The sequence below is a fragment of the Pseudomonas sp. GW822-FHT04C11 genome, from assembly GCF_058800905.1.
Genome location: NZ_JBXAMS010000003.1, coordinates 1 through 15,908, shown reverse-complemented (window position 1 = coordinate 15,908; position 15,908 = coordinate 1). Strand labels below are relative to the sequence as shown.

Genomic DNA, 15,908 nt, shown 5'->3' with positions numbered 1-15,908 from the left:
GGAACACCTGTACAGAGGACGGAAATCTGCCGAGCATTATAGGGCGACCAGGCGCGCCTGGGCACTTCTAAAAAAAACGGGCGACGAGCGAGGGCTCTGAACCGGGCTCTGCGACGACCTGCAGCGCTTTGTCACACGCGCCATTTGGGAGCATCCGCCGCACTGCGCTACAATCCTGCGCCTTTGCAGCCTGTGGGCTTTAATTCATCTAACCAGGTCCGTTGAGCCCGCTGGGTTCGGCGCCGGCCTGAATCGCGAGGTACCTCCATGGTGCACAGCATGACCGCCTTCGCCCGCGTCGAAAAAGCCGGCAGCCAGGGCACCCTGAGCTGGGAGCTGCGTTCGGTCAACAGCCGTTACCTGGAACCGCACCTGCGCCTGCCCGAGTCCTTTCGCGACCTCGAAGGCAACGTGCGCGAAGCACTGCGTCAGGGCCTGTCGCGCGGCAAGCTCGAATGCACCCTGCGCTTCACCGAAGAAACCGCCGGCAAACCGCTGCAAGTCGACCGCGAACGCGCCGCGCAACTGGTCGCCGCCGCCGAGACCGTCGCCAGCCTGATCAAGAACCCTTCAGCCCTCAACCCGCTGGAAGTGCTGGCCTGGCCTGGCGTGCTGGTTGCCGATGCAAGCGACCCGCAAGCGCTCAACGCCGAGGCGCTGGCCCTGTTCAATGAAGGCCTCAAGGAACTCAAGGCTGGCCGCGAGCGCGAAGGTGCGGAGCTGGCCCGACTGATCAACGAACGCCTGACGTCGATTGAAGAAGACGTGGTGACCCTGCGCGAACTGGTTCCGCAGATGCTCGCCACCCAGCGTCAGAAGGTGCTCGACCGCTTTGCCGACATGAAGGCCGAGCTCGACCCACAGCGCCTGGAACAGGAAATGGTCATGCTCGCGCAAAAAAGCGACGTCGCCGAAGAACTGGACCGCCTGAGCACCCACATCATTGAAGTTCGCCGCGTGCTCAAATCCGGCGGCGCTGCCGGCCGGCGCCTCGACTTCCTGATGCAGGAGCTCAACCGCGAAGCCAATACACTGGGCTCCAAAGCCTTCGACCCGCGCAGCACCCAGGCTGCGGTCAACCTCAAAGTGTTGATCGAGCAGATGCGCGAACAAGTGCAGAACATTGAGTAAGGCTACCCCGACATGACCCACAGCACTGGCACCCTGTACATCATTTCCGCCCCGTCCGGCGCTGGCAAAACCAGCCTGGTCAAGGACCTGATCAACGATCTTCCACAGATCCGTCTTTCGATCTCGCACACCACCCGCACCATGCGCCAGGGCGAAGTGGACGGAGTGAACTACCACTTTGTCGACCGCACCCAGTTCGTGAAGATGATCGAGCACGGCGACTTCCTGGAGCGCGCCGAAGTGTTCGGCAACCTCTATGGCACTTCGCAAAGCCACCTGCAGCAGACCCTGGATGAAGGCCACGACCTGATCCTGGAAATCGACTGGCAAGGTGCCGAACAGGTGCGCAAGTTGATGCCGCATGCGCGCTCGATCTTCATTCTGCCGCCCTCCCAGGAGGCCTTGCGCCAACGCCTGCACGGCCGTGGCCAGGACAGCCACGAGATCATTGAAGGCCGGATGCGTGAAGCGGTCAGCGAGATGAGCCACTACGTCGACTACGACTACCTGATCATCAACGATGATTTCAACCAGGCGCTGGAAGACCTGAAAGCGATTTTCCGCGCCAATCAGCTGCATCAGAAACGTCAGCAACAGCGTTTCGGTAAATTGCTTGCCGAATTGCTGGGCTGAATCAGCTCTTCCCAAAACCGCTGCAAGGGCTTTACATTGGTACTTGCAGCGCGTTGAAGGGCTTGGTTAAAAAATCAGCGCTTCCCTAATCGCTGGTGATTTTTTAAACTGTTGAGTCCGCTCGCCCAACCGGGCAGCGCGCATATTGCATTCGCTCCGAGGAATACCATGGCCCGCGTAACCGTTGAAGACTGCCTAGAACACGTGGAAAACCGCTTTGAGCTGGTCATGCTCTCTACCAAGCGTGCCCGTCAACTGGCCACCGGCGGCAAAGAGCCTCTGGTCCAGTGGGAAAACGACAAACCGACCGTTGTGGCCCTGCGTGAAATCGCTGAAGGCCTGATGAGCTACGAGTTCATCGCCAATGCTGAAATCGTCGAAGACGAACCGCTGTTCGCAGCGTTCGAGGACGAGTCCAACGAGGCCGTCTAAGTCCATGCCTGGTCGACGTAGTACGGCGCGGGGTCACAGCCATCGGCAGGAGTCATCATGCCGAGCATAGACGCCCTCGCCGAACGCTTATCGACCTACCTCGGCACTGACCAGGTCAACCTGGTCCGCCGAGCGTACTTCTACGCCGAACAAGCCCACGACGGCCAGCGCCGCCGCAGCGGCGAGGCGTACGTCACGCACCCGTTAGCGGTCGCGAACATTCTTGCCGACATGCACATGGACCATCAGAGTTTGATGGCCGCGATGCTGCATGACGTGATCGAAGACACCGGTATTGCCAAGGAAGCGCTCTCTGCGCAGTTTGGCGAAACCGTGGCCGAACTGGTCGACGGGGTCAGCAAACTGACCCAGATGAACTTCGAGACCAAAGCCGAAGCCCAAGCCGAAAACTTCCAGAAAATGGCCATGGCCATGGCGCGCGATATTCGCGTGATCCTGGTCAAACTGGCCGACCGCCTGCACAACATGCGCACGCTGGAAGTCCTGTCCGGTGAAAAGCGCCGGCGGATCGCCAAGGAAACCCTGGAAATCTACGCGCCCATCGCCAACCGGCTGGGCATGCACGCCATCCGCGTAGAGTTCGAAGACCTGGGCTTCAAGGCCATGCACCCGATGCGTTCCGCGCGGATCTACCAGGCGGTCAAGCGCGCCCGGGGCAACCGCAAGGAAATCGTCAACAAGATCGAAGAATCCCTCAGCCACTGCCTGGCCATCGACGGCATTCAGGGCGAGGTCAGCGGTCGCCAGAAACACCTCTACGGCATCTACACGAAAATGCGCGGCAAGCGTCGGGCCTTCAACGAGATCATGGACGTCTATGCGTTCCGGATCATCGTCGACAAGGTCGATACCTGCTACCGCGTGCTCGGCGCTGTGCATAATTTGTACAAACCGTTGCCGGGTCGCTTCAAGGATTACATCGCGATTCCCAAGGCCAACGGCTATCAGTCGCTGCACACCACGCTCTTCGGCATGCACGGCGTACCGATCGAAATCCAGATCCGCACCCGTGAAATGGAAGAGATGGCCAACAACGGCATCGCCGCCCATTGGCTGTACAAATCCAGCGGCGACGAGCAGCCAAAAGGCACTCACGCCCGCGCCCGCCAGTGGGTCAAGGGCGTACTGGAAATGCAGCAACGCGCCGGTAACTCGCTGGAGTTCATTGAAAGCGTGAAGATCGACCTGTTCCCGGACGAGGTCTACGTGTTCACGCCAAAAGGCCGGATCATGGAGCTGCCAAAAGGCTCCACGGCGGTCGACTTCGCTTACGCGGTGCACACTGACGTCGGCAACAGTTGCATCGCCTGCCGGATCAACCGCCGCCTGGCGCCGCTGTCCGAACCGCTGCAAAGCGGCTCGACGGTCGAAATCGTCAGCGCTCCGGGCGCACGGCCGAACCCGGCGTGGCTCAACTTCGTGGTCACCGGCAAGGCCCGCACGCACATTCGTCACGCGCTGAAACTGCAGCGCCGCTCCGAGTCCATCAGCCTCGGCGAACGCCTGCTGAACAAGGTGCTCAACGGCTTCGACAGCTCGCTGGAAAAAGTCCCGGCCGAGCGCATCAAGGCGATGCTCAACGAATACCGCCTTGAACTGATCGAAGACCTGCTTGAAGACATCGGCCTGGGCAATCGCATGGCCTATGTCGTCGCCCGCCGCCTGCTCGGCGAAGGCGAACAGTTGCCAAGCCCGGAAGGTCCGCTGGCGATTCGCGGCACCGAAGGCCTGGTACTCAGTTACGCCAAGTGCTGCACGCCGATCCCGGGCGACCCGATTGTCGGCCACCTGTCTGCCGGCAAAGGCATGGTCGTGCACCTGGACAACTGCCGCAACATCAGCGAAATCCGCCACAACCCGGAAAAATGCATCCAGCTCTCGTGGGCCAAGGATGTCACCGGCGAATTCAATGTCGAACTGCGCGTCGAGCTGGAACACCAGCGCGGCCTGATTGCCTTGCTGGCCAGCAGCGTCAACGCTGCCGACGGCAACATCGAAAAAATCAGCATGGACGAACGCGACGGTCGTATCAGCGTGGTCCAACTGGTGGTCAGCGTACACGACCGTGTACACCTGGCCCGCGTGATCAAGAAACTGCGCGCCCTGACCGGGGTGATTCGCATCACCCGCATGCGTGCCTAGCTCGTCCATCCAGCACCCCATTACAAGGAGTCATACATGACCAAGACTGTTATCACCAGCGACAAGGCCCCGGCCGCCATCGGTACTTACTCCCAGGCGATCAAGGCTGGCAACACTGTCTACATGTCCGGCCAGATCCCGCTCGACCCAAAAACCATGGAACTGGTCGAAGGCTTCGAAGCCCAGACCGTCCAGGTGTTCGAGAACCTGAAAGCCGTGGCTGAAGCCGCTGGCGGTTCGTTCAAGGACATCGTCAAACTGAACATCTTCCTCACCGACCTGAGCCACTTCGCCAAGGTCAACGAGATCATGGGCAAATACTTCGACCAGCCTTACCCAGCGCGCGCCGCCATCGGCGTGGCCGCCCTGCCAAAGGGTTCGCAGGTTGAAATGGATGCCATCCTGGTCATCGAGTAATACGCACGGCGCAGCCTCCCAGGCTGCGCCGACTTCGTTCTGTAAGGATCTCCTCATGCGCAAAGCGCTAGCTCTCTCGTTGCTCGCGGTGTTTCTCGGTGGCTGTGCCAGCAACCCTGCCGACCGCGACATCAGTGGCACCTGGATCAACCAGTCGGCAATCAATGCGGCGGCCAAGGGCGGCCCGCTGCGCGAAGCACTGCAAGCCTATGGCCCGAACCTGGAGTGGGACGTCAACACCAAGGCCGGCCAGGCGCGATACACAAACGGCTTCGAGAACGTCGAAGGCAAAATGCTCGGCGAGAAATCCGATGCCTGGAAAGTCGAGTTTTATGGCAGCGCTGCCACCGAATTGAAGCGCGACGGTAAACAGTTGCACCAAGTGGCCAACGACAACGAGCCTGAGCAACTGTTTGACCGCGCCAAAGACATCGCCCCCGAAGGCGCACCGATTGGTGCCAGCTTCGAGCGTGCGCTGTACTCAGCCTATCTGGGCGGTAGCTGGAAGATCGTCAACGGTCCTGGCGAAGGCAGCACCGTGCAGTTCCAGGCCGACGGCGCCGTTCAAGGCCTGCCTGGTGCTGACCGTTACGCGCTGTGCCTGGCGGGCGACTGCGCCTCCATGAGCGGCGGCCACGACACCGTCTGGCTGCAACTGAGCGGCCAGGGCAACCCGTGGATCTTCACCCGCAACGGCAAACAGATGGAGATCTTCCAGGCAGTCAATGGCGCCCAGGCGGACGAAGTCCCTTCGTTCACCCCTGGCAATCGCCAATGGACACTGGAAAAGCAGTGATCCTGCTTTAACTGCAACGAAGATCCAATGTGGGAGCCTGCTCCCACAGTTGTTTTTGGATGTTTGAAGGTCAGCTGCGACCTTCAAGAATCGCCGCATACCCTTCACGAAAGCTCGGATAACGCGGCGTCCAGCCCAACGCTTTAGCCCGGGCGTTGCTGCAACGCTTGCTGCCCGTACGGCGCACGCTGGCATCCTCCGACCATTCGGTCACCCCAAGGTACTCGCGCAACCAGCCCACCACCTCCGCCAACGGCGCGGGCGCATCGTCGACGCCGATATAGCAGTCATCCAGCGCCTCGTCGCGTTCGGCACGCAGCAACAGGAACGCCAACAACCCAGCCGCGTCATCCACATGAATCCGGTTGGCATACAGCGGCGGATCAACCGCAACGCGATAGCCCTGCCGCACTTGGCTCAACAGCCACTCACGACCCGGGCCGTAAATCCCGGTCAGGCGCACCAGACTCGCAGGAATGCCGCTGTTTAATGCGATCTGCTCGGCTTCCAGCATCACTCGCCCGGAATAGCCGGCCGCTTGAGTCGGCGATGTTTCATCGATCCATTCACCGTTCTGCTGCCCGTACACGCTGCTGCTGGAGACAAACAGCAAGCGCTTCGGTGCCTGGCCGTAGTCGTTCAGCCATTCCAGCACATGCTGCAAGCCCTGGACATAAGCGGCGCGGTAACCGGCTTCATCGTGATCGGTGGCGGCCGCGCAATACACCAGGTAATCCACCGCCCCGACGGGCCAGGTCGCCGGGCAGTCTTCATTGAACAAGTCGCCGGCAACGCCAATAACGCCCTCGGGCAGGCGCGAGATGTCACGCCGCAAACCATGAACCTCCCACCCCGAGGCCAACAGTTGAGTGGCCAGACGGCCGCCGACATCGCCACAACCGGCGATCAAAACAGAAGGCGCGGACATCAAAATTCTCCCATCAGAAAGGTACAGGCTAGCCTTGGTATTGGACACGCGGCTAGCAATCAAAGAAAAAAAGAGACTCTATTACTTTTGTTAACAAGAATTACTTGCAATAATGCCCGCCACTTTTGTTCTCGGCCCACGAGGCCTGGAAGGACATTAAACCCTCTTCTTCTCTTAGGTCCGGCCAGCATGACACGTAATTCACTCTCCGCTTCGCCAACCACGCTTGCTCGTCCCACTCGCGCCCTGAGCGCGGTCGCCGCGCTGCTGTTCAGCCTGCTGCTGGCCCCGACCGCCGCCTTCGCCGATGAAGCACCTGCAACCACCAACGTGCCAGCCGCTCACTCCACACCTGACGTGCCTAGAAACCCTGACGGCAGCGTCGATACTTCGTCGCTGCCGCCGGAAGTGCAAAAGGCTTTGGCTGATTTCGGTGAAGCAACAAAGCAGATGGAAGAAAACAACACCCTGGGCATGGCTCACGACCTGTCGCCGTGGGGCATGTACCAGAACGCCGACATCATCGTGAAAATCGTGATGATCGGCCTGGCCATCGCCTCGATCATCACCTGGACTATCTGGATCGCCAAGGGCCTTGAGCTGCTGGGCGCCAAGCGTCGTCTACGCGGTGAAATCGCTAGCCTGAAAAAAGCCACCACCCTTAAAGACGCCAGCGCCAGCGCGGCCAAGGAAGGCACCCTCGCCAACCTGCTGGTCCACGACGCCCTTGAAGAAATGCGCCTGTCGGCCAACAGCCGTGAAAAAGAAGGCATCAAGGAACGCGTCAGCTTCCGCCTCGAGCGTCTGGTGGCCGCCTGCGGCCGCAACATGAGCAGCGGCACCGGCGTGCTGGCCACCATCGGCTCCACCGCGCCGTTCGTGGGTCTTTTCGGCACCGTGTGGGGCATCATGAACAGCTTCATCGGCATCGCCAAAACCCAGACCACCAACCTCGCCGTCGTCGCCCCCGGCATCGCCGAAGCCCTGCTGGCTACCGCGCTGGGCCTGGTGGCCGCGATTCCTGCGGTGGTCATCTACAACGTTTTCGCCCGTTCCATCGCCGGCTACAAGGCCCAGGTGTCCGATGCTTCGGCGCAAGTCCTGTTGCTGGTCAGCCGCGACCTCGACCACCTGCCGCCCGAGCGCATTTCCTCGCAACCGCACATGGTCAAAGTAGGGTAATCCGCCATGGGCTTGCATTTAAAGGAAGGCGCAGACGACGATCTCGCCGAGAACCACGAAATCAACGTCACGCCGTTCATCGACGTGATGCTGGTGCTGCTGATCATCTTCATGGTCGCCGCCCCGCTGGCCACCGTGGACATCAAGGTTGACCTCCCCGCCTCGACCGCCAAACCGGCACCGCGGCCAGAGAAACCGGTGTTCCTCAGCGTCAAGGCCGACCAACGCCTGTACCTGGGCGAAGACGAAGTCAACGCCGAAACCCTCGGCGCGACCCTCGACGCGCGAACCCACGGCAAGAAGGACACGACCATCTTCTTCCAGGCCGACAAAGGCGTGGACTACGGCGACCTGATGCACGTGATGGATGCCCTGCGGGCCGCCGGCTACCTGAAAGTCGGTCTGGTCGGACTTGAGACGGCAGCCAAGAAATGATCACGACGCGCCAAAAGCTGACGCGTTACGGCGCTAGCCTGGTCGTGGTGCTGGGCGTCCACGCGGTCGCGATTTTGCTCGCGCTCAACTGGAAGTCCTCGCCGCCGGTCGAGTTGCCGCCGATGGCGATGATGGTCGAGTTGGCGCCGCTTCCGGCACCGCCACCACCGGCACCGCCCAAGGTCGTAACGCCGCCGCAACCACCGACCCCGGTCGAAGAGCTGCCGCTGCCGAAACTCGCGGAAGCGCCAAAGCCGACGATCTCGGTGCCCAAGCCGGTCAAACCCAAGCCCAAGCCTCAACCGCCCAAGCCGGTGGAGAAAAAGCCCGAGCCGCCGAAGGAAAAACCGGCCGAGGAAAAACCCAGCGACACACCGCCGACCAACACTCCGACGGAGAAATCCGCGCAACCTGCCCCAGGCCCGACGCTGGCGCAGTCTGCGGCCAAGGAAAGTTGGCAAGGCACACTGCTGGCGCACCTGGCCAAGTACAAGAAGTACCCGCCTGCCGCCCAGTCGCGTGGCAAGGAAGGCTTGAACCGTCTGCGCTTCGTGGTCGACGCTGAAGGCAACGTGCTGTCTTACGAACTGGTCGGTCGCTCCGGCAATGCCGATCTGGACCGGGCCACCCTGGAAATGATCCGCCGCGCCCAGCCACTGCCCAAGCCACCGGCCGACATGCTGAAGAACGGCTCGATCGAAATCGTTGCGCCGTTTGTGTACTCCCTGGAAAAACGCCGACACTAAGCACAAACGCAAAACCCTTGTAGGAGCCGAGCTTGCTCGCGATAGCGGTGTGTCAGTCAACAGAGATGCTGAACATGATGGCCTCATCGCGAGCAAGCTCGGCTCCTACAGGTTCTGCGGCGGCCAGAGAATCTGCAAAAGGCACCGAAAGGTGCCTTTTGCATATCCGCCAGCGCCAAACATGCATTGCCCAGTGTCGCTCTCCGCCCTCTGTCTGATAACGTGCGTCTATCGATTGCAGCCGGTATGCTTGGCCGCATCATCATGGACGCCCGCTATGACCCTCACAGAATTACGCTACATCGTCACCCTCGCCCAAGAACAGCATTTCGGTCACGCGGCCGAGCGTTGCCACGTCAGTCAGCCGACCCTGTCGGTGGGCGTGAAAAAACTCGAAGACGAACTCGGTGTGCTGATTTTCGAGCGCAGCAAAAGCGCGGTGCGCCTGACCCCGGTTGGCGAAGGCATCGTCGCCCAGGCCCAGAAAGTCCTTGAACAAGCCCAAGGCATTCGTGAACTGGCCCAGGCCGGCAAAAACCAGCTGACCGCCCCGCTGAAAGTCGGCGCGATCTACACCGTCGGCCCGTACCTGTTCCCGCACCTGATTCCACAACTGCACCGGGTCGCCCCGCAGATGCCGTTGTACATCGAAGAAAACTTCACCCACGTGCTGCGCGACAAACTGCGCAACGGCGAGCTGGACGCGATCATCATCGCCCTGCCGTTCAACGAAGCCGACGTACTGACCCTGCAACTCTACGACGAACCGTTCTACGTCCTGATGCCGGCCCAGCACCCGTGGACCGAAAAAGAATCGATCGACGCCAGCCTGCTCAACGACAAGAGCCTGCTGCTGCTCGGCGAAGGTCATTGCTTCCGCGATCAGGTGCTGGAAGCCTGCCCGACCCTGGCCAAAGGCAACGACGGCGCCAAGCACACCACCGTCGAATCCAGCTCGCTGGAAACCATTCGGCACATGGTCGCCTCCGGCCTGGGCATCTCGATCCTGCCGCTCTCGGCCGTCGACAGTCATCACTACTCGCCCGGCGTGCTCGAAGTGCGCCCACTGTCGCCGCCCGTGCCGTTCCGCACCGTCGCCATCGCCTGGCGCGCCAGCTTCCCGCGGCCGAAAGCGATTGAAATCCTCGCGGACTCGATCCGCCTGTGCTCGGTGGCCAAGCCGCCAGCGGTTGCGGGGTAAGCAGTAGCAATGGCTGAGCTGTCGCAAGTGTCGGTCACGGCACTCAAGGGTGTCGGCGAAGCCATGGCCGAAAAACTCGCCAAGGTCGGCCTGGAAAACCTCCAGGACGTGCTGTTCCACCTGCCGCTGCGTTATCAGGATCGCACCCGCGTGGTGCCGATCGGCCACTTGCGGCCGGGTCAGGACGCGGTGATCGAAGGCACCGTCAGCGGCGCCGACGTAGTGATGGGCCGGCGCCGCAGCCTGGTCGTGCGCCTGCAGGACGGCACCGGCGGGCTCAGCCTGCGCTTCTACCATTTCAGCAACGCGCAAAAGGAAGGCCTGAAACGCGGCACCCGCGTGCGTTGCTACGGCGAGGCTCGGCCCGGTGCGTCGGGGCTGGAAATCTACCACCCGGAATACCGCGCCATCACCGGCGACGAACCGCCCCCGGTGGATGAAACCCTGACGCCGGTCTACCCGCTCACCGAAGGCCTGACCCAACAGCGGCTGCGCCAACTGTGCATGCAAACCCTGACCCTGCTCGGCCCCAGCAGCCTGCCTGACTGGCTGCCGCAAGAGTTGGCGCGGGACTACCAACTGGCGCCGCTGGCCGACGCGATCCGTTATTTGCATCACCCGCCAGCGGACGCCGATGTCGACGAACTCGCCCTCGGTCATCACTGGGCGCAACACCGTCTGGCCTTTGAAGAACTGCTGACCCATCAGCTGTCGCAACAACGCCTGCGTGAAAGCATGCGCGCGCTACGAGCGCCGGCCATGCCCAAAGCCACCCGGCTACCGGCTCAATACCTGGCTAACCTCGGCTTTCCGCCGACCGGCGCGCAGCAACGGGTGGGCAATGAAATCGCCTACGACATGAGCCAGCACGAACCGATGCTGCGGCTGATTCAGGGCGACGTCGGCGCCGGTAAAACCGTGGTCGCCGCCCTCGCCGCCTTGCAAGCACTGGAGGCCGGTTATCAAGTGGCGCTGATGGCGCCCACCGAAATCCTCGCCGAACAGCACTTCATCACCTTCAAGCGCTGGCTCGAACCGCTGGGTCTGGAAGTCGCCTGGCTGGCCGGCAAGCTCAAGGGCAAGAACCGCGTCGCCGCGCTGGAACAAATCGCCAGCGGCACACCGATGGTGGTCGGCACTCACGCCTTGTTCCAGGACGAAGTGCAGTTCAAGAACCTCGCGCTGGTGATCATCGACGAACAACACCGCTTCGGCGTCCAGCAACGGCTGGCGCTGCGGCAGAAAGGCGTGGGCGGGCGGATGTGCCCGCACCAGTTGATCATGACCGCCACGCCGATTCCGCGCACGTTGGCGATGAGCGCCTACGCTGACCTCGACACCTCGATTCTCGACGAACTGCCGCCCGGTCGAACCCCGGTCAACACCGTGCTGGTCACCGACACGCGCCGGGTTGAAGTCATCGAACGGGTGCGCGCCGCGTGCGCCGAAGGGCGGCAAGCGTATTGGGTGTGCACGCTGATCGAAGAGTCGGAAGAGCTCACCTGCCAAGCCGCTGAAACCACCTATGAAGACCTCACCGCCGCCCTCGGCGAGCTGAAGGTCGGCCTGATTCACGGGCGCATGAAACCCGCCGAGAAAGCCGACGTCATGGCCCAGTTCAAGGCCGGCGCGTTGCAGTTGCTGGTGGCGACCACGGTGATCGAAGTCGGCGTCGACGTGCCCAACGCCAGCCTGATGATCATCGAAAACCCCGAACGCCTGGGCCTGGCGCAACTGCACCAGTTACGCGGTCGCGTCGGTCGGGGCAGCGCCGCCAGTCACTGCGTGCTGCTCTACCATCCGCCGCTGTCGCAGATCGGTCGGCAACGCCTCGGTATCATGCGTGAAACCAACGACGGTTTCGTGATCGCCGAGAAAGACCTCGAGCTGCGCGGCCCCGGCGAAATGCTCGGCACCCGGCAAACCGGTCTGCTGCAATTCAAGGTCGCCGACCTGATGCGCGACGCCGACCTGCTGCCGGCGGTGCGCGACGCGGCCCAGGCATTGCTGGAGCGTTGGCCGCATCACGTCAGCCCGTTGCTCGACCGCTGGCTACGCCATGGGCAGCAATACGGCCAAGTGTGAGCAGTGTCTCAGTTTCTGGGCGATGGTTTTAAACAAGCTGGTTATACTCCTGCAATTGTTTGAAAACGGACACACACCATGACCGAAGTTGCCCTCGCACCCGAAGCCCCGCACGCTCCGTCTGTTATCCGGTTGCTGCTCGGCAAGCTGGGCATCAGCTACGCCGAAGTGCTCGACCGCCCGGGCCTCAACCCCGCCCGCAAGGTGCAAGCGGTGTTGGTCGACGACGCTGTCGGCGCGCTCATGGTGCTGTTCCCGCAGAGCCAGTTACTGGACCTCAACCGCCTCGCCGAACTCACCGGCCGCCGGCTCACCGCCGTACCGACCGAACGCCTGGAGCGCATGCTCGGCAAACACAACCTGAGTTTTCTGCCCGGCCTGCCGGCGCTCACCAGCTCGCCGTGCCTGTATGAAGAAAGCCTGCTGCGCGAACCGCAGTTGCTGATCAACTCGGGTGAGACAGGCGTGCTGCTGGAAATCACCAGCGAAGACTTCAAGAGCATGCTGACCAAGGCCAGCGCCGCGAATTTCGGCGAAGCCCTGAGCAGCATTCGCCCGAACCTCGACCGCCCCGACGATGACCGCGAGGAAATCACCCAAGCGGTGCAGGCCTTCACGGCGCGCCGTATCCAGCAACGCCTGGAAGCGACCATAGAGATTCCGCCGCTGGCCGAAACTGCACAAAAAATCATCAAGCTGCGGGTCGACCCCAACGCCACCATCGACGACATCACCGGCGTCGTCGAAACCGACCCGGCGCTGGCCGCGCAAGTGGTGAGCTGGGCGGCGTCGCCGTACTACGCCTCGCCGGGCAAAATTCGTTCAGTGGAAGACGCGATCGTCCGCGTGCTGGGTTTCGATCTGGTGATCAACCTGGCGCTGGGCCTGGCCCTGGGCAAAACCCTGAGCCTGCCCAAGGACCACCCGCAACACACCACGCCGTACTGGCACCAATCGATCTACACCGCCGCCGTCATCGAAGGCCTGACCCGCGCCATGCCGCGCGCCCAGCGCCCGGAAGCCGGCCTGACCTACCTCGCCGGCCTGCTGCACAACTTTGGTTACCTGCTGCTGGCCCACGTCTTCCCACCACACTTCTCGCTGATCTGCCGCCACCTGGAGGTCAACCCGCACCTGTGCCACAGCTTTGTCGAGCAACACCTGCTGGGCATCAGCCGCGAACAGATCGGCGCGTGGCTGATGCGCTACTGGGACATGCCGGATGAACTGTCCACCGCGCTGCGCTTCCAGCACGACCCGAGCTACGACGGCGACTACGCCGAATACCCGAACCTCGTCTGCCTGGCCGTACGCCTGCTGCGCAGCCGTGGCATCGGCTCCGGCCCCGACGAAGAAATCCCCGACGCCCTGCTCGACCGCCTCGGCCTGACCCGCGACAAAGCCAACGACGTCGTCAGCAAAGTCCTCGAAGCCGAAGTCCTGCTGCGCGAACTGGCCTCGCAGTTCACCCAGTCCTAAAAAAACCCGCCTGACACTCAATCCAGTGTCGGGCGGGCTTTTGTGAGAGAGCTCAGAAACTCACGTTTGTGACAGAACTCAGCGACTCACTCTTGTGACAGGGCTCAGCAACTCACTTTTGTGACAGAGCTCAGTAACTCACTCTTGTGGCGAGGGAGCTTGCTCCCGCTCGGTTGCGCAGCAGCCGCAAACCCGGCAGACGCGGTGTATCTGAAACAACACCGTCTCGGGCCTCAGGGCCGCTTCGCGCCCCAGCGGGAGCAAGCTCCCTCGCCACAGGTTTGATCTTTACCAGTCCTCAAGCCTTAGGCTTCGCCTTCTTAGGCTTCAAATACTTGGTCAACCCCTGGAACCACATCACCAGCGCCGGGTTGCCCTTGATCTGAATCGACTTGTCCTGAATCCCGGTCATGAACGCCAACTGCTTGTTCTTCGCCTGCATCGTGGCAAAGCCGTAAGCCGCATCCTTAAAGGCAATCGCAAACGCCGGCTCGGCATACACCCCAGCCTTACTGGTAATACGCTGATCCTTCACCACAAAGTGCCGCGCCACCTTGCCGTCCAGCGTCTGCAACTGGAACACCAATTCTTTATCACCCAACTGCTGCTGAAACGCCGGATTGGTCCGACTGGCCTTGCGCATCAGCAAGCCCATCACCCAGAGAAGAAAACGAAATTTCATGCTCAAGCCCCAAAAGAAAAATGAACGCTGGCGCAGTGTAGCGGCTTAAACCCAGAACGCCACCGTTGCGCAGCGTTAGAAGAAGATGAAGCGCTTTTTAAGCACGATGACCACCAAGTCACACTTCTCAAAGACCACCACATCCCCCTGTAGCAGCTGCCGAAGGCGGCGTTCGACCGCACAGCGGTTGCAAAACCAGACAACCCGATCTCGGCTCTCTCCCAGCCCTATTGGTCTCGGACATTTCCTTCAAGTTGTAGCGGTGTTCGGTAACTATCCCAGCCTGCGAGTCAGGGCTAGTCTCACCCTGTCACCAAAAAACGGTGACACGGACGTGCAAGTCCGGGATCGGCACACAATCGGTTATGGCTATTCATCGAGCGTTTTCTTATGCTCGCGAATCGTTATGGCGGCTGTGTGTGGGAGGCCTTCGGGTCTGCCGGTTTGCCGATTCCGGTCTTGCACACCTATACACAGCTGCCACCTCATTCGAAGTGCGAGCGAAATGGTGTTAGCTCCTAATATCGGTACTAATCCAATGATCAAACCAACACCAAATCCTCCTGAAGCCCCAACCACTTCCCCCTACGAATCCCTCGATTCGAAAAAGCTCCACGAAGCCGCCGAACGCGCCCTCGACCATCACCTGGGCACGCCCCCGCCCAAAATCCACCTGGCCGACGCCCGCAAAGGCCAACTCTTCATCGTCGCCCCAGACGTCGACACCGACAGCCTCCTGGCCAACGCCTCCGAAGACATCGCCTCCATCAAAGCCATCGCCGGCGACCTCGCCTTCGAAATCGAAGGCTCCCGCCGTAACGTCGCCCTCGCCATCTACCGCATGGCCGAAGGCGCACAACTGCTGATCGACCGCGCTATGGACAACCTCGATTCACCGAATCCGGTGGAGTATCGAGTTAAGGTGTAAGCCTACCAAGGGGCACGACAACACTGGCGCGCCCCTCGGTGCCTCGCTAAATCGCGAAATCCGAAACCTCACTGAGCATCCAGCACTTACCACGCACGAATCGATACTCAACCAAGTAGTCGGTATCAGGCTTATTCAATATGGCCGTAGCGTGATCCCCACTCAGTTCTTTCACGCTTAACGCCAGACCCTCAGCCTCTCGGTGGGCGCGATCAGGCAAGAGCGGAAATTTAACCTGCTCTCCTCCCAATGCGCGCTTTTCCTGTCGCGGCTCGGGCTCAGCATCTACCGTCGCCACAAATTGCAGAGGTCGCTGAGTAAAGGCTTTCTGAACAGCCGGGCTCTCCGAAAAAGAAGTGAGGAACGCATTGAAGTCCGTAGAAGGGGGGGTGTCAGAAATTTTGTGTTCGGGCATAACATGAGTAAGAGGTGCATGTATGCCAACCAAAAAGAAACCTGCGTTGCGAGAGCTGCCGAAAATCCCGAAAGAGCTGCTCGAGCAATTCACCGATGGACCGATGACCGCTGAAGCCATCGAGGACGCGTCTGCGGCGTTCAAGAAGGCTTTGATCGAGCGAGCCCTGAGTGCTGAACTCGGGCATCACTTGGGCTATCCGCCGGGCGCGCAGCGTCCAGAGGATGAAACCAATCAGCGCAACGGCAAAAGCGG

15 protein-coding genes and 1 pseudogene are annotated in these 15,908 nt (G+C 61.3%); 14 read left to right on the top strand and 2 right to left on the bottom strand.

Going from position 1 to position 15,908, the window contains the following annotated elements:
* Nucleotides 1-267: 267 nt before the first annotated feature.
* The 6 genes from AC1RJ3_RS05575 to AC1RJ3_RS05550 all read left to right on the top strand — a co-directional run bounded on the left by AC1RJ3_RS05575 (nt 268) and on the right by AC1RJ3_RS05550 (nt 5,572).
* Nucleotides 268-1,131, top strand: coding sequence for a YicC/YloC family endoribonuclease (locus AC1RJ3_RS05575; RefSeq protein WP_145014142.1), 864 nt, complete (start codon nt 268-270; stop codon nt 1,129-1,131).
* A 12-nt stretch (nt 1,132-1,143) separates the two neighbouring features.
* Nucleotides 1,144-1,764: a guanylate kinase gene (gene gmk, locus AC1RJ3_RS05570; protein ID WP_493077878.1), complete on the top strand. Its 621-nt coding sequence runs from the start codon at nt 1,144-1,146 to the stop codon at nt 1,762-1,764.
* A 168-nt stretch (nt 1,765-1,932) separates the two neighbouring features.
* Nucleotides 1,933-2,196, top strand: a complete 264-nt coding sequence (gene rpoZ / locus AC1RJ3_RS05565) for a DNA-directed RNA polymerase subunit omega (RefSeq protein ID WP_003177259.1) — start codon at nt 1,933-1,935, stop codon at nt 2,194-2,196.
* A gap of 57 nt (nt 2,197-2,253) precedes the next feature.
* Nucleotides 2,254-4,359 carry a bifunctional GTP diphosphokinase/guanosine-3',5'-bis pyrophosphate 3'-pyrophosphohydrolase gene (gene spoT / locus AC1RJ3_RS05560; protein ID WP_019694280.1) on the top strand — a complete coding sequence of 702 codons (2,106 nt, stop codon included), beginning with the start codon at nt 2,254-2,256 and terminating at the stop codon, nt 4,357-4,359.
* Between the two features lie 36 nt (nt 4,360-4,395).
* A complete protein-coding gene (locus AC1RJ3_RS05555) occupies nt 4,396-4,776 on the top strand; it encodes a RidA family protein (protein WP_003229509.1) in 381 nt (126 codons plus the stop codon).
* A gap of 55 nt (nt 4,777-4,831) precedes the next feature.
* Nucleotides 4,832-5,572 carry a hypothetical protein gene (locus AC1RJ3_RS05550; RefSeq protein WP_054594653.1) on the top strand — a complete coding sequence of 247 codons (741 nt, stop codon included), beginning with the start codon at nt 4,832-4,834 and terminating at the stop codon, nt 5,570-5,572.
* Nucleotides 5,573-5,642: 70 nt separating this feature from the next.
* On the opposite strand, the gene AC1RJ3_RS05545 is transcribed toward AC1RJ3_RS05550, so the two are convergent.
* Complete coding sequence (locus AC1RJ3_RS05545; protein WP_054594654.1) at nt 5,643-6,500, bottom strand: NAD-dependent epimerase/dehydratase family protein; 858 nt, start codon at nt 6,498-6,500, stop codon at nt 5,643-5,645.
* A gap of 189 nt (nt 6,501-6,689) precedes the next feature.
* Here AC1RJ3_RS05545 and exbB point away from each other — a divergent pair, with 189 nt between their 5' ends.
* The 6 genes from exbB to AC1RJ3_RS05515 all read left to right on the top strand — a co-directional run bounded on the left by exbB (nt 6,690) and on the right by AC1RJ3_RS05515 (nt 13,628).
* Entirely contained in the window at nt 6,690-7,682 is a 993-nt protein-coding gene (gene exbB / locus AC1RJ3_RS05540) for a tonB-system energizer ExbB (RefSeq protein WP_347928355.1), read from the top strand.
* A gap of 6 nt (nt 7,683-7,688) precedes the next feature.
* Entirely contained in the window at nt 7,689-8,117 is a 429-nt protein-coding gene (gene exbD / locus AC1RJ3_RS05535) for a TonB system transport protein ExbD (protein WP_054594656.1), read from the top strand.
* Nucleotides 8,114-8,863, top strand: a complete 750-nt coding sequence (locus AC1RJ3_RS05530) for an energy transducer TonB family protein (protein WP_347928356.1) — start codon at nt 8,114-8,116, stop codon at nt 8,861-8,863. The genes exbD and AC1RJ3_RS05530 overlap by 4 nt, the downstream gene beginning before the upstream one ends.
* A 277-nt stretch (nt 8,864-9,140) precedes the next feature.
* The gene (locus AC1RJ3_RS05525) at nt 9,141-10,064 is read left to right on the top strand and encodes a hydrogen peroxide-inducible genes activator (RefSeq protein ID WP_054594658.1); all 924 of its coding nucleotides are present in this window, start codon (nt 9,141-9,143) and stop codon (nt 10,062-10,064) included.
* 9 nt (nt 10,065-10,073) lie between these two features.
* Nucleotides 10,074-12,149 (top strand): ATP-dependent DNA helicase RecG, encoded by a 2,076-nt coding sequence (gene recG / locus AC1RJ3_RS05520; RefSeq protein ID WP_054594659.1) that lies wholly within the window; start codon nt 10,074-10,076, stop codon nt 12,147-12,149.
* 78 nt (nt 12,150-12,227) lie between these two features.
* Entirely contained in the window at nt 12,228-13,628 is a 1,401-nt protein-coding gene (locus AC1RJ3_RS05515; protein WP_054594660.1) for an aminoacyl-tRNA deacylase and HDOD domain-containing protein, read from the top strand.
* Between the two features lie 298 nt (nt 13,629-13,926).
* Here AC1RJ3_RS05515 and AC1RJ3_RS05510 read toward each other — a convergent pair whose 3' ends face one another.
* Nucleotides 13,927-14,310: an SCP2 sterol-binding domain-containing protein gene (locus tag AC1RJ3_RS05510; protein WP_493077872.1), complete on the bottom strand. Its 384-nt coding sequence runs from the start codon at nt 14,308-14,310 to the stop codon at nt 13,927-13,929.
* A gap of 538 nt (nt 14,311-14,848) precedes the next feature.
* Here AC1RJ3_RS05510 and AC1RJ3_RS05505 point away from each other — a divergent pair.
* Both AC1RJ3_RS05505 and AC1RJ3_RS05500 read left to right on the top strand, forming a co-directional pair.
* Nucleotides 14,849-15,238 carry a DUF6124 family protein gene (locus tag AC1RJ3_RS05505; protein ID WP_493077870.1) on the top strand — a complete coding sequence of 130 codons (390 nt, stop codon included), beginning with the start codon at nt 14,849-14,851 and terminating at the stop codon, nt 15,236-15,238.
* A gap of 437 nt (nt 15,239-15,675) precedes the next feature.
* Nucleotides 15,676-15,908: pseudogene (locus tag AC1RJ3_RS05500) on the top strand (IS256 family transposase); the annotation flags it as partial.

Excerpts from the sequence above, each read along its gene's own strand:
- AC1RJ3_RS05575 (WP_145014142.1), top strand. The coding sequence starts at position 268 with ATGGTGCACAGCATGACCGCCTTCGCCCGCGTCGAAAAAGCCGGCAGC.
- gmk (WP_493077878.1), top strand. The coding sequence starts at position 1,144 with ATGACCCACAGCACTGGCACCCTGTACATCATTTCCGCCCCGTCCGGC.
- rpoZ (WP_003177259.1), top strand. The coding sequence starts at position 1,933 with ATGGCCCGCGTAACCGTTGAAGACTGCCTAGAACACGTGGAAAACCGC.
- spoT (WP_019694280.1), top strand. The coding sequence starts at position 2,254 with ATGCCGAGCATAGACGCCCTCGCCGAACGCTTATCGACCTACCTCGGC.
- AC1RJ3_RS05555 (WP_003229509.1), top strand. The coding sequence starts at position 4,396 with ATGACCAAGACTGTTATCACCAGCGACAAGGCCCCGGCCGCCATCGGT.
- AC1RJ3_RS05550 (WP_054594653.1), top strand. The coding sequence starts at position 4,832 with ATGCGCAAAGCGCTAGCTCTCTCGTTGCTCGCGGTGTTTCTCGGTGGC.
- AC1RJ3_RS05545 (WP_054594654.1), bottom strand. The coding sequence starts at position 6,500 with ATGTCCGCGCCTTCTGTTTTGATCGCCGGTTGTGGCGATGTCGGCGGC.
- exbB (WP_347928355.1), top strand. The coding sequence starts at position 6,690 with ATGACACGTAATTCACTCTCCGCTTCGCCAACCACGCTTGCTCGTCCC.
- exbD (WP_054594656.1), top strand. The coding sequence starts at position 7,689 with ATGGGCTTGCATTTAAAGGAAGGCGCAGACGACGATCTCGCCGAGAAC.
- AC1RJ3_RS05530 (WP_347928356.1), top strand. The coding sequence starts at position 8,114 with ATGATCACGACGCGCCAAAAGCTGACGCGTTACGGCGCTAGCCTGGTC.
- AC1RJ3_RS05525 (WP_054594658.1), top strand. The coding sequence starts at position 9,141 with ATGACCCTCACAGAATTACGCTACATCGTCACCCTCGCCCAAGAACAG.
- recG (WP_054594659.1), top strand. The coding sequence starts at position 10,074 with ATGGCTGAGCTGTCGCAAGTGTCGGTCACGGCACTCAAGGGTGTCGGC.
- AC1RJ3_RS05515 (WP_054594660.1), top strand. The coding sequence starts at position 12,228 with ATGACCGAAGTTGCCCTCGCACCCGAAGCCCCGCACGCTCCGTCTGTT.
- AC1RJ3_RS05510 (WP_493077872.1), bottom strand. The coding sequence starts at position 14,310 with ATGAAATTTCGTTTTCTTCTCTGGGTGATGGGCTTGCTGATGCGCAAG.
- AC1RJ3_RS05505 (WP_493077870.1), top strand. The coding sequence starts at position 14,849 with ATGATCAAACCAACACCAAATCCTCCTGAAGCCCCAACCACTTCCCCC.